Origin of the sequence: Flavobacterium sp. (assembly GCF_025352425.1) — a bacterium.
GTDB lineage: Bacteria > Bacteroidota > Bacteroidia > Flavobacteriales > Flavobacteriaceae > Flavobacterium.
Genome location: NZ_JANXTI010000013.1, coordinates 1 through 16858 on the forward strand (window position 1 = coordinate 1; position 16858 = coordinate 16858).

14 protein-coding genes and 1 pseudogene are annotated in these 16858 nt (G+C 36.1%); 10 read left to right on the forward strand and 5 right to left on the reverse strand.

The window, feature by feature from the left end; translation table 11 throughout:
• Window positions 1–357: DUF4199 domain-containing protein (locus tag Q0Q99_RS01780; RefSeq protein ID WP_293890434.1), on the reverse strand; the 357-nt coding region annotated here is incomplete at its 3' end.
• A gap of 224 nt (window positions 358–581) precedes the next feature.
• Between Q0Q99_RS01780 and Q0Q99_RS01785 the strand changes: the two genes are divergently transcribed.
• The 3 genes from Q0Q99_RS01785 (at window position 582) to mtaB (ending at window position 3514) form a co-directional block, all read left to right on the forward strand.
• Entirely contained in the window at window positions 582–833 is a 252-nt protein-coding gene (locus Q0Q99_RS01785) for a type B 50S ribosomal protein L31 (protein WP_293890437.1), read from the forward strand.
• 117 nt (window positions 834–950) lie between these two features.
• Window positions 951–2126 (forward strand): GlmU family protein, encoded by a 1176-nt coding sequence (locus Q0Q99_RS01790; RefSeq protein WP_293890440.1) that lies wholly within the window; start codon window positions 951–953, stop codon window positions 2124–2126.
• 59 nt (window positions 2127–2185) lie between these two features.
• Entirely contained in the window at window positions 2186–3514 is a 1329-nt protein-coding gene (gene mtaB, locus Q0Q99_RS01795) for a tRNA (N(6)-L-threonylcarbamoyladenosine(37)-C(2))-methylthiotransferase MtaB (protein WP_293890443.1), read from the forward strand.
• A gap of 33 nt (window positions 3515–3547) precedes the next feature.
• Here mtaB and Q0Q99_RS01800 read toward each other — a convergent pair whose 3' ends face one another.
• Complete coding sequence (locus Q0Q99_RS01800; RefSeq protein ID WP_293890446.1) at window positions 3548–3859, reverse strand: N-acetyltransferase; 312 nt, start codon at window positions 3857–3859, stop codon at window positions 3548–3550.
• Between the two features lie 69 nt (window positions 3860–3928).
• On the opposite strand from Q0Q99_RS01800, the gene Q0Q99_RS01805 reads away from it, so the two are divergent.
• Together Q0Q99_RS01805 and Q0Q99_RS01810 are read left to right on the forward strand one after the other, a co-directional pair.
• On the forward strand, window positions 3929–4594 hold the full coding sequence (locus Q0Q99_RS01805; protein WP_293890449.1) for an alpha/beta hydrolase: 666 nt from the start codon (window positions 3929–3931) through the stop codon (window positions 4592–4594).
• A gap of 128 nt (window positions 4595–4722) precedes the next feature.
• Window positions 4723–5616 (forward strand): lytic transglycosylase domain-containing protein, encoded by an 894-nt coding sequence (locus Q0Q99_RS01810; RefSeq protein WP_293890453.1) that lies wholly within the window; start codon window positions 4723–4725, stop codon window positions 5614–5616.
• A 116-nt stretch (window positions 5617–5732) separates the two neighbouring features.
• On the opposite strand, the gene Q0Q99_RS01815 is transcribed toward Q0Q99_RS01810, so the two are convergent.
• Window positions 5733–6248, reverse strand: a complete 516-nt coding sequence (locus tag Q0Q99_RS01815) for a DUF2892 domain-containing protein (protein ID WP_293890456.1) — start codon at window positions 6246–6248, stop codon at window positions 5733–5735.
• 154 nt (window positions 6249–6402) lie between these two features.
• Here Q0Q99_RS01815 and rpmH point away from each other — a divergent pair, with 154 nt between their 5' ends.
• Both rpmH and carB read left to right on the forward strand, forming a co-directional pair.
• Window positions 6403–6564, forward strand: coding sequence for a 50S ribosomal protein L34 (gene rpmH / locus Q0Q99_RS01820; protein ID WP_008464848.1), 162 nt, complete (start codon window positions 6403–6405; stop codon window positions 6562–6564).
• 315 nt (window positions 6565–6879) lie between these two features.
• Window positions 6880–9732 carry a carbamoyl-phosphate synthase large subunit gene (carB, locus tag Q0Q99_RS01825; protein ID WP_293890582.1) on the forward strand — a complete coding sequence of 951 codons (2853 nt, stop codon included), beginning with the start codon at window positions 6880–6882 and terminating at the stop codon, window positions 9730–9732.
• A gap of 128 nt (window positions 9733–9860) precedes the next feature.
• On the opposite strand, the gene htpG is transcribed toward carB, so the two are convergent.
• Window positions 9861–11762 carry a molecular chaperone HtpG gene (htpG, locus tag Q0Q99_RS01830; protein ID WP_293890585.1) on the reverse strand — a complete coding sequence of 634 codons (1902 nt, stop codon included), beginning with the start codon at window positions 11760–11762 and terminating at the stop codon, window positions 9861–9863.
• 188 nt (window positions 11763–11950) lie between these two features.
• Between htpG and Q0Q99_RS01835 the strand changes: the two genes are divergently transcribed.
• From Q0Q99_RS01835 to Q0Q99_RS01845, 3 genes and pseudogenes are all read left to right on the forward strand, one after another.
• Window positions 11951–12421 (forward strand): lipocalin family protein, encoded by a 471-nt coding sequence (locus Q0Q99_RS01835; protein ID WP_293890588.1) that lies wholly within the window; start codon window positions 11951–11953, stop codon window positions 12419–12421.
• A 14-nt stretch (window positions 12422–12435) separates the two neighbouring features.
• Complete coding sequence (locus Q0Q99_RS01840) at window positions 12436–13131, forward strand: OmpA family protein (RefSeq protein ID WP_293890590.1); 696 nt, start codon at window positions 12436–12438, stop codon at window positions 13129–13131.
• 333 nt (window positions 13132–13464) lie between these two features.
• Window positions 13465–14387: pseudogene (locus Q0Q99_RS01845) on the forward strand (ABC transporter ATP-binding protein).
• Between the two features lie 26 nt (window positions 14388–14413).
• Here Q0Q99_RS01845 and Q0Q99_RS01850 read toward each other — a convergent pair.
• Entirely contained in the window at window positions 14414–16825 is a 2412-nt protein-coding gene (locus Q0Q99_RS01850) for a prolyl oligopeptidase family serine peptidase (protein WP_293890593.1), read from the reverse strand.
• Window positions 16826–16858: the final 33 nt, after the last annotated feature.

Consider the following 16858-nt stretch of genomic DNA (forward strand, 5'->3'; position numbering starts at 1 on the left):
TTCCATTATTTCAACTGCAAACTTAATTGTCAATTCCTTAATAGTGTCTTTTGCGCCCGGATCAATATAGTTAAACAATAGAATATTGAATGCAACAGATATTAAAATCCCTATCACCGCCGATATAAAATAAGTTGTAAAGGCTTCCTTAAAAGGAAAAACATTGTTTAATTCTCTTTTGGTTTTAACCATTTGATAAACTCCAATAGAAATGTAGATGAGGATATTTACAATACCTACCCACCACTTTGTAAATAGCGTTAAGTTTATTACATAGATGGAGGTAGTAAACAGCACTGAAAACACTCCCAAAATAATCCCGAAGGTTACTCCATTTTTCTTAATAATTTCATTCATAATGTTTAGTTTTGATTAGTTAACAAATATAGTAATTCCACAATTACTTTTTGGTAAGTACAAAACAATTAAAAAAAGTTTACCTATTAGTTTGATTTATAAAAAATAGTTGTATTTTTGCACACTCTAATTAAAAAAGATTAATAAAAGTTGTAGCCCGTTTATACCTTTTACAAAGAAAGCTTCAAAACAAAACTACTTCATAACAATAAAAGATTTACAAAATGAAACAAGGAATTCACCCAGAAAATTACAGATTAGTTGCTTTTAAAGACATGTCAAACGAGGATGTTTTTATCACTAAATCAACAGTAGAAACAAAAGAAACTATCACACACGAAGGTGTTGAATATCCAGTTTTCAAAATGGAGATTTCCAGAACTTCTCATCCTTTTTACACAGGTAAATCTAAACTTATCGATACCGCAGGACGTATTGATAAATTCAAAACCAAATACGCTAAGCACTCAAAATAATAATTTTCAGTGTTCAATTTATACCAAAACCATTCACGAAAGTGAGTGGTTTTTTATTTGTGAAATCTTCGTACTTTTGAATAGCGTTTTAAACGCATAAACTTATACACCTTCATAATGAACTATATACTTTTTGACGGAACAGTTCGTAACGCGCTTCTACCATTCACATTCACAAGACCGGTTGCTGATATTCGTATCGGAATTTTAACTATTCGCGAAAAATGGGAGAAATATCTAGGTTATACCACAACAACCTTGACTGAAGAATACCTTTCCGAAAAGTTTCCAATGGTTGAAATGGAAGACAATGTGATGATTAATGCATCTTTCCTGCCTAATGACATTCTTTCTGAAATGATCAAAAGCCTGGAAAAAAATCAGGCTATTTTTAAAGGAGACGAAGTCATCGCTTTTTATACAAACGACACCCAGGAAGAAGTTGATTTTGATAGTTATGAAATTATCGAGTTCAGCGAAGACTGTATTACAGTTGAAAATACCTGGGATATTTTCGCCAAAAATGATGCAGCGCTGCGCGAAGATTTTGAGTTGATTACCGAAGGCAGGCATTCACAACCAATTCCAAAAAATGTAAATGTACTTTCGCCCGAAAATATATTTATCGAAGAAGGAGCAAAGCTCGAATTTGTGACGCTCAATGCTTCCACAGGCCCAATCTACATTGGGAAAAATGCCGAAATTATGGAAGGTTCTGTTATTCGCGGTCCATTTGCACTGTGCGAATCGGGAAGAGTAAAGCTGGCTTCTAAAGTATATGGAGCTACAACTGTCGGACCGCATTCCGTGATTGGAGGAGAAGTAAGCAATTCGGTTTTGATGGGATATTCAAATAAAGGGCACGACGGATTTTTAGGAAACTCTGTTCTTGGTGAATGGTGTAATATTGGTGCCGACAGCAATAATTCTAATCTGAAAAACAATTACGAAGAAGTGCGTTTGTGGAGTTATGAAACCGAAGGTTTTGCCCGCACTGGTTTGCAATTCTGCGGATTAATGATGGGTGATCATAGCAAATGCGGCATAAATACCATGTTCAATACAGGAACTGTGGTTGGCATTTCCGCAAATATTTTTGGCTCAGGGTTTCCACGTAATTTTGTGCCGAGTTTCTCGTGGGGAGGTGCATCAGGTTTTACAACCTATTTAACTTCAAAAGCATTTCAAACAGCTAAAATTGTCATGGCACGTCGCCAGGTAGAATTTTCAGATGAAGATGCAAAAATTTTAGAACACATTTTTGAGATTACTAAAAAATACAGAAAAGAGTAAATTTTATTTATCTTTGCGCTCTCAATTTTTGACAACGATTTCATTAATTGAAGTGAATTATGGAACAAAAAAAGAAAGTCGCCTTCTATACCTTAGGCTGCAAACTCAATTTCTCCGAGACTTCTACTATTGCGAGAAATTTTCAGGACGAAGGTTTTGAACGCGTCGATTTTGAAGAAGTTGCCGATATGTATGTAATCAATACATGCTCTGTAACCGAAAATGCCGATAAACAATTCAAACAAATTGTAAAAAAGGCCATGAAACTTAACGATAAAGCATTTGTTGCTGCCGTTGGTTGTTATGCGCAATTAAAACCCGAAGAACTTGCTGCTGTTGATGGAGTTGACTTAGTTCTAGGCGCTACCGAAAAATTCAAAATCACCGATTATATTAATGATTTGTCCAAAAACGATATGGGCGAAGTGCATTCCTGCGAGATAGAGGAAGCGGATTTTTATGTCGGAAGTTATTCCATCGGAGACAGAACGCGTGCGTTTCTTAAAGTCCAGGATGGATGCGATTATAAATGTACGTATTGTACAATTCCGTTGGCACGTGGAATTTCGAGAAGTGATGCTTTAGAAAACGTGTTGCAAAACGCTTCCGATATTTCGAAACAAGGAATTAAAGAAATTGTTTTAACTGGAGTAAACATTGGTGATTATGGAAAAGGCGAGTTCGGAAATAAAAAACACGAACATACTTTCCTTGATTTAGTCAAAGCGTTGGACAAGGTAGAAGGCATTGAAAGATTACGGATATCATCCATTGAACCTAATCTTTTGAAAAACGAAACCATTGAATTTGTTTCAAAAAGCCGAACATTTGTACCGCATTTTCATATCCCGCTACAAAGTGGAAGCAACGAAATTTTGAAAAAAATGAAGCGCCGTTACTTACGTGAAATCTATACGGAACGCATAAATAAAATCCGTGAAGTAATGCCTCATGCCTGTATTGGTGTTGATGTTATTGTTGGCTTTCCGGGTGAAACCGATGAAAATTTTCTGGAAACGTATAATTTTCTAAATGAGATTGATATTTCGTATTTGCACGTTTTCACTTATTCTGAAAGGGATAATACCGAAGCAGCCGAAATGCCTAATGTTGTTCCAATGAATGTGCGTAATAAAAGAAGTAAAATGCTTCGTGGATTGTCAGTAAAAAAACGTCGTGCTTTTTATGAAAGCCAAATTGGAACTGACAGAACAGTTCTTTTTGAAAGCGAAAACAAAGAAGGTTACATTCATGGTTTTACCGAAAATTACGTAAAAGTAAAAACACCCTGGAATCCGGAATTGGTGAATACTTTACACGAAATTAATTTGTCACGAATAGACGAAGACGGAAGTGTTAGATTAGAATTTTTAAATGTTGAAGTATAAAAAAACGCTCCAAATTTGAAACGTTTTTTATAATTATATTTTAATTCCAGGAGGAAGTAAATCTCTATAACACGTATTTTTCCTAAAGAAAAGTGCAATTTTAGGTAAAATCGGAACAACTTTCAACTTACGCTCATAAGCGATTTCCATAATGTTCTTTAGCAAATCATTGATGAATTCTTCATTGGTAAAACCATCAAAAACATTGATTCTTGTTAAGAAAATCTTCTTCTCCTGAAAAGAATATTCTACAGAAATTAATTTTCCATCAACCAAAGTTTCAAACTGACGTGCAAAGGTGTTATCCTTGATCTCAATTTTTTCTAAAAATACTGTCGCTTCCATAATCAAGTAAATAAAAAAGGATTAATTTTAGGCAAAGTTACTAATAATTAACCACTTTCCAGTTAAAAAATGAGTAAAATTCATGTTTATTTTATGCCAGGAATGGCTGCCAGTCCAAGCATTTTTGAGCGAATTCAGTTATCCGTTGAAACTTTTGAAATTCATTTATTAGAATGGGTTTCACCCAAAAAAAGTGAATCATTGAAAGGTTACGCCAAGCGAATGTCAGAAAATGTAAAGCATGAAAATGTTATCTTGGTTGGTGTATCTTTTGGAGGCATTTTGGTTCAGGAAATGAAGTCATTTGTAAATCCCAAAAAAGTAATTATTATTTCCAGTGTAAAATCAAATTCGGAATTACCACAACGGATGAAAATTGCGAAAACCACTAAAGCCTACAAACTTATACCAACAAAACTATTTGAAAACATTGAGCTTTTAGCAAAATACACTTTTGGTTCCTCCATTTTAAAACAAAAAATAAAACTCTATGAAAAATTTCTTTTCGTTCGGGATAAGGTGTATTTAGATTGGGCAATTGAACAAATAATTAATTGGGACCGGACAGAAATTGACAATGAAATTATTCATATTCACGGCGAAGCCGATGAAGTTTTTCCGATAAAACATATTAAGAAATGCATTATTGTAAAAGGCGGAACCCATATTATGATTCTCACTAAATACCGATGGCTTAACGAAAACTTGCCTAAAATTATGTTAGAAAATGGGTGATATTAAACTGGTTTTTGTAGATTTACCAATATTAAATGTCATATTATAACATCGCCACAAAAAAAGTTTGTTGAAAGACAATACTAAAAGCGATTGCATATCTGACAAAAAAAATAAATCCTACAGATATGAAAACGAATAAAGCCCTATTATCGACATTCGTAGTAATTTTAGTTTCTGGAATATTGACTTTTGGAATATCGGGAGACAATAAGGAAAAGTTATTACGGCAAGGCACTCCACTATACTTCCCGGCTGCTGTTGACTTTGCAGGAGAAAGTACGCCCCTACAAATAAATGACGTCAAAGAGCGATTAGACAGAGAACTACTTATAAATGCGAATTTGGATGCAACAACAGTTTTAATAATAAAAAGAGCCAATCGGGTTTTTCCTATTATTGAACCAATCCTGCGACAGTATAACGTGCCGGACGATTTTAAATATCTTGCCGTTATTGAAAGTGGTTTGACTAATGCATCTTCTCCGTCGGGAGCCAAGGGAGTTTGGCAGTTTATGCCTGATACGGCTCGTGAGCGAGGAATGGAAGTTAACGAACTTGTGGATGAGCGTTACCATTTAGAGAAATCTACTGAATCCGCCTGTAAATATTTATTGGCAGCCAAAGAAAAGTTTGGTTCCTGGACTATGGCAGCCGCTTCCTATAATGGTGGAATGAGTGGATTAGCCAAAAAGATTGAAGAACAAAAAGTTTCCAATTATTACGATTTAGGCCTGACCGAAGAAACTTCACGTTATGTATTCCGGATTTTGGCGTTAAAGGAAATCATGAAACAACCTGCATTGTATGGATTCAGTATTTACCCAACCGAATTGTATCCATCAATTCCAACGAAAAATGTTGAAATAGACAGCACAATTAACGACTTAACAGGATTTGCAATGTCTCAGGGAATCAACTATAAGATCTTAAAAATCCACAACCCGTGGCTTCGCGACAAAAAATTGTTGAATCCAAGTAAGAAGAAATACGAAATTAAGATTCCATTAGCTGGATATTAAAATAGACTGCTTAGACAGTTAACATCTTAGATTGGAATCTAAATAAAAAACCATCTCGGTTTAATTGGGATGGTTTTTTATTTCTAAAAAGTCTAAGTCAGTCTAAGAAGTCTAACTTAAATCTTCTTCATCTGTTCCTTCATCATTTTAATCTGGTCATTCAGCATGCCTTGTTTGTCGAGCTTTTTGGCTTCGTTTAGTAAAGCTGTAGCTTCCATTTTGCGTCTTCTTGACATTGCGATTCCGGCAAGGTTTAATTTTGCAACAGCCAAATCCATATCCATACTCAAACCCAATTCAATTGCTTTCTTAAAAAATTTCTCCGATTGGTGTAAATTCGTCTGCGACATCATCAAGCCATGAAGATAATTATAGTAACCCTGTTGTTTTCTCACCAAAGCCGTTTCCGGGTTTTTGATTTTATCCAACCACACTTTTGCACCCGGAAAATCCTGTTTTCTCAGTTTTAAGAATGCCAAAAGAATGAATTCATTTTTGTAATAAAGAAAAATCGGAATTGCCGTCAATAGAATTAGAAAAATTCCGTTTCCGATATTTCCTTCGGTAAATTGCCAAACGGCAGTTACAACCAATAAAGCCGCTATAATTAATTTGATAAATCTGTGAAACATAAGTTGTAATTTTGTGCCGCAAAGGTAATAAAAGGATTTGAAAATATTTTTATAAAACTACTTGCCAGAAAAAAAAAGGTTTGTATATTTGCACTCGGTTTTAAAGAGCCCAATTACCATAGAAATTAATACACGATTTTAAAGATACTAAGCAATGAGCAAAAGAACGTTTCAACCATCGAAAAGAAAGAGAAGAAATAAACACGGATTTATGGACAGAATGGCTTCTGCAAATGGGAGAAAAGTCCTTGCGCGTCGTAGAGCAAAAGGAAGACATAAATTGACTGTATCTTCTGAACCAAGACACAAAAAATAATGATTAGCAATTAATCAATATCAAGCCGTTACTTTTATTAGTAGCGGCTTTTTTTATGTCATTGCGAGGAACGAAGCAAATTTGTTTACAACTATTGATAATTTTTAGGAGCTATTTCCCGCTGTTCGTTACAATCTTTTTATTTTTAGAAAAATAAAAAGGATTTTCACTGCCATCGGGGCTAGATAACCAACTTCAACATTGAACATTCGTTAATCGATGTCCAAACTTTAAAAAAGAATGTTGAATATATGAACAAGGAATGAAGAATTTCGAAATAATGCAGAACAACTAACTACATAACTACACACTACAATGCCCAAAGACAATTCAATAAAATCGGTTTTAATCATAGGTTCAGGTCCAATCGTAATTGGTCAGGCATGCGAATTTGATTATGCAGGTTCACAATCGGCACGTTCCATCCGCGAAGAAGGAATTGAAGTAATCCTAATCAACTCCAATCCGGCTACGATTATGACTGATCCAAGTATGGCGGATCATGTTTACTTATTGCCATTAACAACCAAATCCATTATCCAAATCCTAAAAGAGCATCCGCAAATTGATGCCGTTTTACCAACAATGGGCGGACAAACAGCATTGAATCTTTGTCTGGAAGCTGACGAAAAAGGAATTTGGGAAGACTTTGGTGTGCGATTAATTGGTGTTGATGTAAATGCAATTAACGTTACCGAAGACAGGGAACAGTTTAAGCAATTACTTGAAAGAATCGGAGTGCCAACAGCTCCGGCCAAAACTGCAACATCATTCCTTAAAGGAAAAGAAATTGCACAGGAATTTGGCTTTCCATTGGTTATCCGTCCGTCGTTTACGCTTGGTGGAACCGGAGCAGCTTTTGTTCATACAAAAGAAGAATTTGACGAAAAACTAACCTACGGATTAGAAATGTCACCAATTCATGAAGTCTTAATTGACAAAGCATTAATTGGATGGAAAGAATATGAACTAGAATTACTTCGGGATAAAAATGACAACGTAGTCATCATTTGTTCCATCGAAAATATGGATCCAATGGGAATTCACACTGGAGATTCCATTACAGTTGCGCCAGCAATGACTTTATCAGATACAACGTTTCAAAAGATGCGAGATATGGCGATTTTGATGATGCGTTCTATTGGGAATTTTGCAGGAGGTTGTAATGTGCAATTCGCTGTTTCACCTGATGAAAAGGAAGATATTGTTGCGATTGAAATCAATCCAAGGGTTTCTCGTTCATCTGCATTGGCGTCAAAAGCAACAGGATATCCTATTGCTAAGATTGCATCGAAACTGGCTTTGGGATATCATCTTGATGAACTTCAAAATCAAATTACCAAATCAACTTCCGCGCTATTTGAACCAACATTAGATTATGTCATTGTAAAAATACCACGCTGGAACTTTGATAAATTTGAAGGTGCAGACAGAACATTAGGACTTCAAATGAAATCTGTTGGAGAAGTTATGGGAATTGGGCGTTCGTTTCAGGAAGCATTACACAAAGCAACGCAATCATTGGAAATTAAAAGGAACGGATTAGGTGCAGACGGAAAAGGATACAAAAATTACGAGCAGATTCTCGAGAAACTAACTTATGCAAGTTGGGACAGAGTATTTGTGATTTATGATGCGATTGCGATGGGAATTCCGTTGAACAGAATCCATGAAATTACCAAGATTGATATGTGGTTCCTGAAACAATACGAAGAATTATATGCAATAGAAAAAGAAATTTCACAATACAATATCACTAATCTTCCAAAGGAATTGTTATTGGAAGCAAAACAAAAAGGGTATGGTGACAGACAGATTGCGCATATGTTGAAATGTTTGGAGAGCCAGGTGTATAAATTACGTGATGATATGAACATCAAACGTGTCTATAAATTGGTTGACACCTGCGCGGCTGAATTTAAAGCTCAGACTCCGTATTATTACTCGACTTTTGAAGCAGAAATAGAAACAGCAACAGGAGAGCGTTATGTTCACAATGAAAGCATTGTTTCCGATAAAAAGAAAGTTGTTGTTCTAGGTTCTGGACCAAACCGAATTGGGCAGGGAATTGAGTTTGATTATTCCTGTGTTCACGGGGTTTTGGCCGCTAAGGAATGTGGTTATGAAACCATTATGATTAACTGTAACCCGGAGACGGTTTCTACGGATTTTGATACGGCAGATAAACTGTACTTCGAGCCTGTTTTTTGGGAACACATTTATGATATCATCCGGCACGAAAAGCCGGAAGGTGTAATTGTTCAGTTGGGCGGACAAACCGCTCTTAAGTTAGCAGAAAAGCTATCTAAATACGATATAAAAATACTTGGAACTTCATTTGACGCTCTGGATTTAGCAGAAGACAGAGGAAGATTCTCAGAATTGCTGACCGAATTAAAGATTCCGTTTCCACAATTTGGGATTGCTGAAAATGCTGACCAGGCATCGGCACTTGCTGATGTTTTGGACTTTCCGTTATTAGTTCGCCCTTCGTATGTTTTGGGTGGACAGGGGATGAAGATTGTCATCAATAAGCAGGAATTGGAAGAACATGTTATTGATTTGCTTAAAAATATTCCCGGTAACAAATTGCTTTTGGATAACTATCTTGACGGCGCCATTGAAGCAGAAGCGGATGCGATTTGTGATGGTGAAAATGTATACATCATCGGAATCATGGAGCATATTGAGCCTTGCGGAATCCATTCGGGGGATAGTAATGCGACTTTGCCTCCTTTTAACTTGGGTGAGTTTGTTATGCAGCAGATTAAAGATCACACAAAGAAGATTGCGTTAGCACTACGAACTGTTGGTTTAATAAATATTCAGTTTGCAATTAAGGATGATATCGTTTACATCATTGAAGCCAACCCGAGAGCTTCGAGAACGGTGCCTTTTATTGCGAAAGCGTATGGTGAGCCTTATGTAAATTATGCGACTAAAGTTATGCTTGGACAGAATAAGGTGACTGACTTTACTTTTAATCCGAAACTAAAAGGATTTGCGATTAAGCAGCCTGTTTTTTCGTTCAGTAAGTTTAAGGATGTGAATAAAGCCCTTGGTCCGGAGATGAAATCAACAGGAGAAAGCATATTGTTTATTGATGATCTGAAGGATGATCAGTTTTACGAATTGTACAGCAGAAGGAAGATGTACCTGAGTAAGTAGTTATGAGTTGTGTCCTTCGACAAGTTCAGGGTGACAATTAAGCACAAAGTTCGTGAATTTATTTCAATAAAAAACCTGCAAGTTGATACTCACAGGTTTTTAACTATTGCCTTTTGACTATTGCCTAATTACTTTATTAGTTCAAAGCTTCTCTTAACAAAAGCAGTCAACTCTTCGCCTTTTAATAATCCTTGAGAAATCTTGGCTAAGTCTAACGCTTGTTTCACCAAGCCTTCCTGAGCTGATTTGTCGGAAGTATTTAGGATTGTTGTAGCTAATTCAGAATTGGTGTTCACCACCAGATTATACATTTCGGGGAAGTTACCCATTCCGAACATTCCGCCGCCGCCGGATTGGCTCATTTCTTTCATTCTTCGCATGAATTCAGGTTGAGTGATGATAAATGGCGCTGCTGTGCTATCCATTGGTTCCAATTGAACGGAGTAATTTGCTTTTGGTACAATTTCTTCTAAAACAGTTTTCAATTGCGTTGACTCGTCTTCAGACAGTTTAGAAATCTGAGTGTCTTCTTTCTGGATTAGTTTATCGATATGGTCGGAATCAACACGCGTGAACGTCAGGTTTTCGTTGTCGCTTTCCAGTTTTTGGATTAAGTGCGATACAATTGGAGAATCTAAAAGCAGGACTTCGTATCCTTTTTCTTTGGCGATGTCGATATAGCCGTGTTGTGCATCTTTATTCGAAGCATATAACACTACCAACTTGCCATTTTTGTCGGTTTGGTTTGAGGTTAAGATTTCTTTTAATTCTGCTAAAGTGTAATATTTGTCATCAACCGTTGGATACAAAATAAAGTCGCCTGATTTTTCATAGAATTTTGGTTCGGAAAGCATTCCGTATTCCAATACAATTTTGATGTCGTTCCATTTTTTCTCGAAGTCCTCACGGTTTTCAGTGAATAGGGATTTCAATTTATCAGCGACTTTTCTTGTGATGTAATTTGAGATTTTTTTAACATTGCTATCCGCCTGCAAGCCGGAACGCGAAACGTTCAACGGAATATCAGGGGAATCAATCACACCTTTTAACATACCTAAAAATTCCGGTACAATTCCTTCGACGTTGTCGGTGACAAAGACTTGGTTTTGATACATTTGGATTTTGTCCTTTTGCATTTGTATATCGGCAGACATTTTAGGGAAATATAAAATTCCTGTCAGGTTGAAAGGATAATCCACATTCAAATGGATGTTGAATAATGGGTCTTCAAATTGCATTGGATACAATTCGCGGTAAAAGTCTTTATAATCTTCATCAGTCAAATCGACCGGCTGTTTTGTCCATGCCGGATTAGGATTATTGATGATGTTGTCAACTTCCACTTCAGTGAAAATATTGTCTTTGTCTTCTTCGGCAACCGATTCTCCTTTTTTCTGTTCAATTTTTTCTGTCCGTGTGCCAAATTTTATTGGAATAGGCATGAACTTATTGTATTTGGTCAACAGTTCACGAATTTTATAGTCTTCTAAAAACTCTAGAGAATCTTCTGCAATGTGAAGGATTATTTCGGTTCCTCTTTCAGTTTTGTCAGATGGTTCCAGAGTAAAGTCGGGACTTCCGTCACAAGTCCAATGTGCTGCCGGTTCATCTTTATATGATTTGGTGATGATTTCCACTTTGGAAGCTACCATAAAGGCAGAATAAAAACCAAGACCGAAGTGACCAATGATTCCTGAATCTTTGGCGGAATCTTTATATTTTTCAAGGAATTCTTCCGCCCCTGAAAAAGCAATTTGATTGATGTACTTTTCGACTTCATCGGCAGTCATTCCTAAGCCTTGGTCGATTAGGTGTAATTTTTTGCCTTCTTTGTCAATTTTGACTTCTATAATAGGATTTCCGTATTCTACTTTGGCTTCTCCTATGCTGGCTAAATGCTTTAGTTTAAGTGTTGCATCAGTTGCATTGGACACTAATTCACGCAAGAAAATTTCGTGGTCATTGTATAAGAACTTCTTGATTAAGGGAAAGATGTTTTCTACGGATACATTTATTTTTCCTGTTGTCATATTTATAATTTTTAGATTAAACAATTGTGAAATCTGACTAGTCAAAACTAATACCATTAGTAGTATGTATGACAAATTGACGTAGTAAAAATTCTTATTAATTTTGAAACAATTTTGCAATATAATGTAAACTCACTTGTTAGAATCGCCGTATATTTGTGGTAACTAATTATTAAATACAAATACGAATGAAAAAGTTTATTTTAATGAGTGCATTGGCAGTTTTGATTTTATCATGTAAATCAAAATCGGCAACCGACACCAAACTGGATTCTAAAACCCAGGTTGCAATGAAAGGGAACTGGTCTGTTTCCTCTGTGACTTATCCTAATTCTAATATGATAAAAGTGAATTCTTTTGACTTGGCTGATTCGCAATGTTTTGTTGGCAGTAAATGGAAATTTGTTTCCAATAACAATAAAGGAAACTTCTCGCTTAACAGCCCAAAATGTACATCCTACAGCACACCAATTACATGGTTTGTCAATAAAGACTGGCAATTTGTTTTTAAAGTTTTGGATGAATCAAAAGCAAAGAGAGTAAAAGAGGGCTATATTTTAAGAGTTGCCAATCTAACGGACAATTCTTTCCAGCTTATCGACAACATTGTTGTTGCGGGAAAATCAACAGATGTAGTTTATCAATTCAGTAGAAATTAAAATTTTAAATCATTATGAAAAATATAAAAACAATAGCTTTAGCAAGTCTTTTTCTTTTAGGAAGTCTCTTCACTAGTTGTGAAGCAGTAAAAAACTCTAACAAAACGCAACGTGGGGCAGTGATTGGAGCTGCCGGAGGTGCTGTTATCGGGGGTATTTTAGGTAATAACGTTGGTAAAGGAGGAAATGGCGCACTTGGTGCTGTTCTTGGCGGAGTTATTGGTGGTGTTGCCGGTGGTGTAATTGGACATAAAATGGACAAACAGGCACGTGAAATTGAAACGGCTTTGCCTGGCGCACAGGTAGAAAGGGTAGGGGAAGGAATTAAATTGGTTTTGGGTGAAAATTCGGTTCGTTTTGACACTAACAAATCCACTTTAACAACTACAGCAAAGGCTAATTTAGATAAACTGGTTCCGGTGTTTAACCAATATTCTGATACCAACATACAAATTTATGGTTATACAGACAGCACCGGTACGGCAGAATATAATTTAACATTGTCGCAACAAAGAGCGGCTACGGTTAAAAGTTATTTAGCCGGAAAAGGTATTAGTGCTGGACGTTTTACAACTACAGGTTTAGGAATAGCTGATCCAGTGGCAACAAATGATACACCGGAAGGACGAACTCAAAACCGTCGTGTTGAATTTGCTATTACAGCAAATGAAAAAATGGTTCAAGACGCTCAAAAGGAAGCAGGAAAATAAAATTATATTAATAAATTAGAAAAAGCGTCCATTATAGCGGACGCTTTTTTTTGAACAAACTTTAACAAAACTTTCTGTTTGATAATTTTTATAAACGATAAATCGGCAGTAACTTTACAAAACAAAACTGGCACTAAATACAAAAATATATTTCTCACGAAATGATTTGTTATTGGTTAGGTTGGTAAGAGCGATTCTCTGTAAAAGGGGTTTCGCTCTTATTTTTATCTATTGGTTTTATCTATTGGTTTTACTTCAAAAAAGTTTAGCGGAGATTTTAAATATATTTTTTATTTCGTTTTAGATTGCTCAATTTTGTGATCAAACATAGCTATGATAAAAGTCATAAATATTTCATTTTCTTACCGTGAAAAACCAACAATTCACAACATTTCTTTTGCATTAGAAAAAGGAAGAAATATGGCAGTAATTGGTGAAAGTGGTTGCGGCAAAAGCACTTTACTAAAGCTTATTTATGGCTTGTACGATTTAAATGAGGGTCAACTATTTTGGAATGATATCGAAATTTTAGGGCCTAAATATAATCTCATCCCGGGCATGGGTTTCATGAAATATCTGGCACAGGACTTTGATTTAATGCCGTTTATTACGGTTAACGAAAATGTTGGAAAATACCTTTCTAATTTTTATCCCGAACAAAAAAATAAACGCATTGCCGAATTACTGGAAATTGTCGAAATGAAGGATTATGCCAATGTAAAAGCAAAAAATTTAAGTGGCGGACAGATGCAACGTGTAGCATTAGCAAGAGTTTTAGCGCTTGAGCCCGAAGTTCTATTACTGGACGAACCTTTCAGCCATATTGATAATTTCAGGAAAAACAGCTTGCGCAGAAAACTTTTTGGTTATTTAAAAGAAAAACAAATCACTACCATTTTTGCAACGCATGACAGCTCTGATGTGCTTTCTTTTGCGATGATATTTTGGTTTTAAAAGATGGGCAACTAAAGGAAAAAGGAAATCCAAAAAACATCTATGATAACCCAAAAAGCAAATATATGGCGTCGCTTTTTGGTGATGTAAATGAGATTGAAATTGATGGTAAAATACAGATCATTTATTCACATCAATTAGAGGTTGTAGCAAAGTCCGACCTAAAAGTTGAAGTTGTAAAGGCTTATTTTTTAGGAAGTCATTATTTAATTGAAGGCAATCATATCGATTCCAAAATCTTCTTTGAAAGTCCGAATGAAATTCAAGTTGGGAGTAAAATTTACTTAAAGAAGAAACCCTAAAGTCATTTGATTTTAGGGTTTTTAAATTAGTTTTTCAAATACTTCTCCAGGAACTGATCTTGTTCCCACAGCAAATGCAGTATATTTTCTTTTGCCACATAGCTATGCGCTTCTTTTGGCAGCAATACCAATCGAACAGGTGCGCCCAAATTTTTTAATGCCTGGAAATAACGCTCTGACTGCAATGTAAATGTGCCAGGATTATTATCAGCATCACCATGTACCAACAGTAATGGAGTCTTCATTTTATCGGCATTCATAAACGGAGACATTTCGTTATAGATTTGCGGAACATCCCAGTAGTTTCTTTGTTCGCTTTGGAAACCAAATGGTGTCAGTGTTCTGTTATAAGCGCCACTTCGGGCAATTCCACAGGCAAACAGATTGGAATGTGTAAGCAAATTAGCCGTCATAAATGCACCATAAGAGTGGCCTCCAATAGCACATTTCTTTCTATTGATATAACCCAATTTATCCACAGCATCAATCGCTGCAGCGGCATCATCAACTAATTGTGTCATGAAGGTATCGTTTGGTTCGGTTGTTCCTTCACCAATGATTGGAAACGAAGCATCATCAAGAACCGCATAGCCTTTAGTGACCCAATACACAAACGAACCATAATATGGAAATGTAAATTCATTTGGATTTTGTTTGTTTTGCCCAGCGGAGCTTTTGTCCTTAAATTCTTCAGGGTAAGCCCAAATCAATAATGGCAATTTCTCTGATTTTTTATTTCTGTCATAACCATCAGGCAAATACAATGTTCCGGATAAATCAACACCATCTTTTCGTTTGTATTTAATCACTTCCTTGTACACATTCTTGATGCTTTCAAAAGGATTCTTGAAACTGGTAAGTTGGGTTAACTTCTTAGATTTCAGATTTCGGAAGTAATAATTTGGAAACTCATTTTTAGATTGAATCTGTACTAAAACATCGCCTTTTTTAAAATCTTCTATAGATAATAAATCTTCTTTTTTGTCCTTGAATGTTGAGGTGTAGATACGTTTCGGTTTTAAGGTACCCAAATTGAATTCGTTAATAAAAGGAAACTGCCCGTCTTTGGTAAATCCGTCGCCAATTAAGTAGGTATTGTTATTTTCGATGGCCAAAACATAACGGTTATATTCATTTCTTTTGGTTTCAAAATTCCCCGGATCAGAATAAATATCCTGTGAATTTCTGTCGGCTATAATCTTCGGAGCTTGAGTCGGGTTTGACGGATTAATCAAATACGTTTTTGTATTTCTTGTATCGTACCATTCGTCTGATACAATCGCAGTGCTTTCATTACCCCATATAACACCATCAAACCGTTGTTGCGTTTTTACCAAAGAAGTGGGCTGAGTTGTAAAGGGCGCATTCCATGTAAAAAGTTCGTCCCGGTAATCGGCTTTTTTTGCCTGGTCACCTTCGTCAAGTGCTACAACATAGGACAATGTTGCTGGTTTATCAGCTCTCCATCCCATGCTTCTTTTTCCTTTTCTGACCGATGAAAAACCCTTTGGAATTACCTCGTTAAGGGGAACTTCATTCACCACTTTTACTTCTTTTCCGCCAGCATCATAAACCACAGTTTTTAACGGAAAACGGTTATAAGGAACGATATAGGAAAACGGTTTTTGAATCGTTGTTATCATTAAATAATTCCCGTCAGGAGAGAAACTTTCACCAGCATATAAATCGTTTGCCTTAAAGAAATCAGCTTTTCCCGAAAGGTTTACTTTGTAGAGTTCAGAAGACATTAACGTTTCAAAATTGGTTTCATCGGTTTTGTTTTTCAACAAATCGGGATACGTCCGGTTTTGCGATTTTGAACCGTCGCTGGCGGACACCGTTGGGCCTTTTGGCAAATCCTTTTTGCTGTCGATTACAGCAGGTCGATTTGTGGCAATCATTTTTACCAATAAGGTTTCATTATCCTTCATCCAGTTGAAAGGATTTCCCAGATTCGCGTTCAAAGTTGCTCCTGTAAGTTTTTTGGCGGAAGCCGAAGCTACATCAATAACCCACAACTCAACTCCAGTTACAATGGTATTGGTAAATGCTATTTTCTTTTCATTTGGCGACCATGTAACATTAGTAATTCGGGGATTTTCCGGCAAACCGCTGATTTGGGTTTCGGTTTTATCGCTTACTTTTCTAATCTTTAAATTGGAAACATAATTTACCGCACTGGCAATATTTGTTATCGGATTGATACGCAAACCGCCCAAACGCATTTCATCCTGATTTAAATCGTCGAGGGTTTTATAGGTACTTCGAAAAGAAAAAAGCATGTATTCCTTTTTGGAGTCCATACTAACGCTTGGAGCTCTTTCATAATCGGCTAAAGCCAAAATAGTAGCTGAAGGTTTTTGATAAGTAAGGTTTTCCTGTGCAACAGCAATGGATGCTGAAAAGCAGAAAGCCAGAAAAAGTAAAAGGTTCTTCATAAGATAGGTTTTGATTTTTTGATATGTCTGACT

Bases quoted from the DNA above. Each gene is read 5' to 3' on its own strand.
- Q0Q99_RS01835 (WP_293890588.1), top strand. From the start codon at position 11,951: ATGAAAAAGTTTATTTTAATGAGTGCATTGGCAGTTTTGATTTTATCA.
- htpG (WP_293890585.1), bottom strand. From the start codon at position 11,762: ATGACAACAGGAAAAATAAATGTATCCGTAGAAAACATCTTTCCCTTA.
- Q0Q99_RS01785 (WP_293890437.1), top strand. From the start codon at position 582: ATGAAACAAGGAATTCACCCAGAAAATTACAGATTAGTTGCTTTTAAA.
- Q0Q99_RS01790 (WP_293890440.1), top strand. From the start codon at position 951: ATGAACTATATACTTTTTGACGGAACAGTTCGTAACGCGCTTCTACCA.
- Q0Q99_RS01815 (WP_293890456.1), bottom strand. From the start codon at position 6,248: ATGTTTCACAGATTTATCAAATTAATTATAGCGGCTTTATTGGTTGTA.
- Q0Q99_RS01850 (WP_293890593.1), bottom strand. From the start codon at position 16,825: ATGAAGAACCTTTTACTTTTTCTGGCTTTCTGCTTTTCAGCATCCATT.
- Q0Q99_RS01805 (WP_293890449.1), top strand. From the start codon at position 3,929: ATGAGTAAAATTCATGTTTATTTTATGCCAGGAATGGCTGCCAGTCCA.
- carB (WP_293890582.1), top strand. From the start codon at position 6,880: ATGCCCAAAGACAATTCAATAAAATCGGTTTTAATCATAGGTTCAGGT.
- Q0Q99_RS01810 (WP_293890453.1), top strand. From the start codon at position 4,723: ATGAAAACGAATAAAGCCCTATTATCGACATTCGTAGTAATTTTAGTT.
- Q0Q99_RS01800 (WP_293890446.1), bottom strand. From the start codon at position 3,859: ATGGAAGCGACAGTATTTTTAGAAAAAATTGAGATCAAGGATAACACC.
- rpmH (WP_008464848.1), top strand. From the start codon at position 6,403: ATGAGCAAAAGAACGTTTCAACCATCGAAAAGAAAGAGAAGAAATAAA.
- Q0Q99_RS01840 (WP_293890590.1), top strand. From the start codon at position 12,436: ATGAAAAATATAAAAACAATAGCTTTAGCAAGTCTTTTTCTTTTAGGA.
- mtaB (WP_293890443.1), top strand. From the start codon at position 2,186: ATGGAACAAAAAAAGAAAGTCGCCTTCTATACCTTAGGCTGCAAACTC.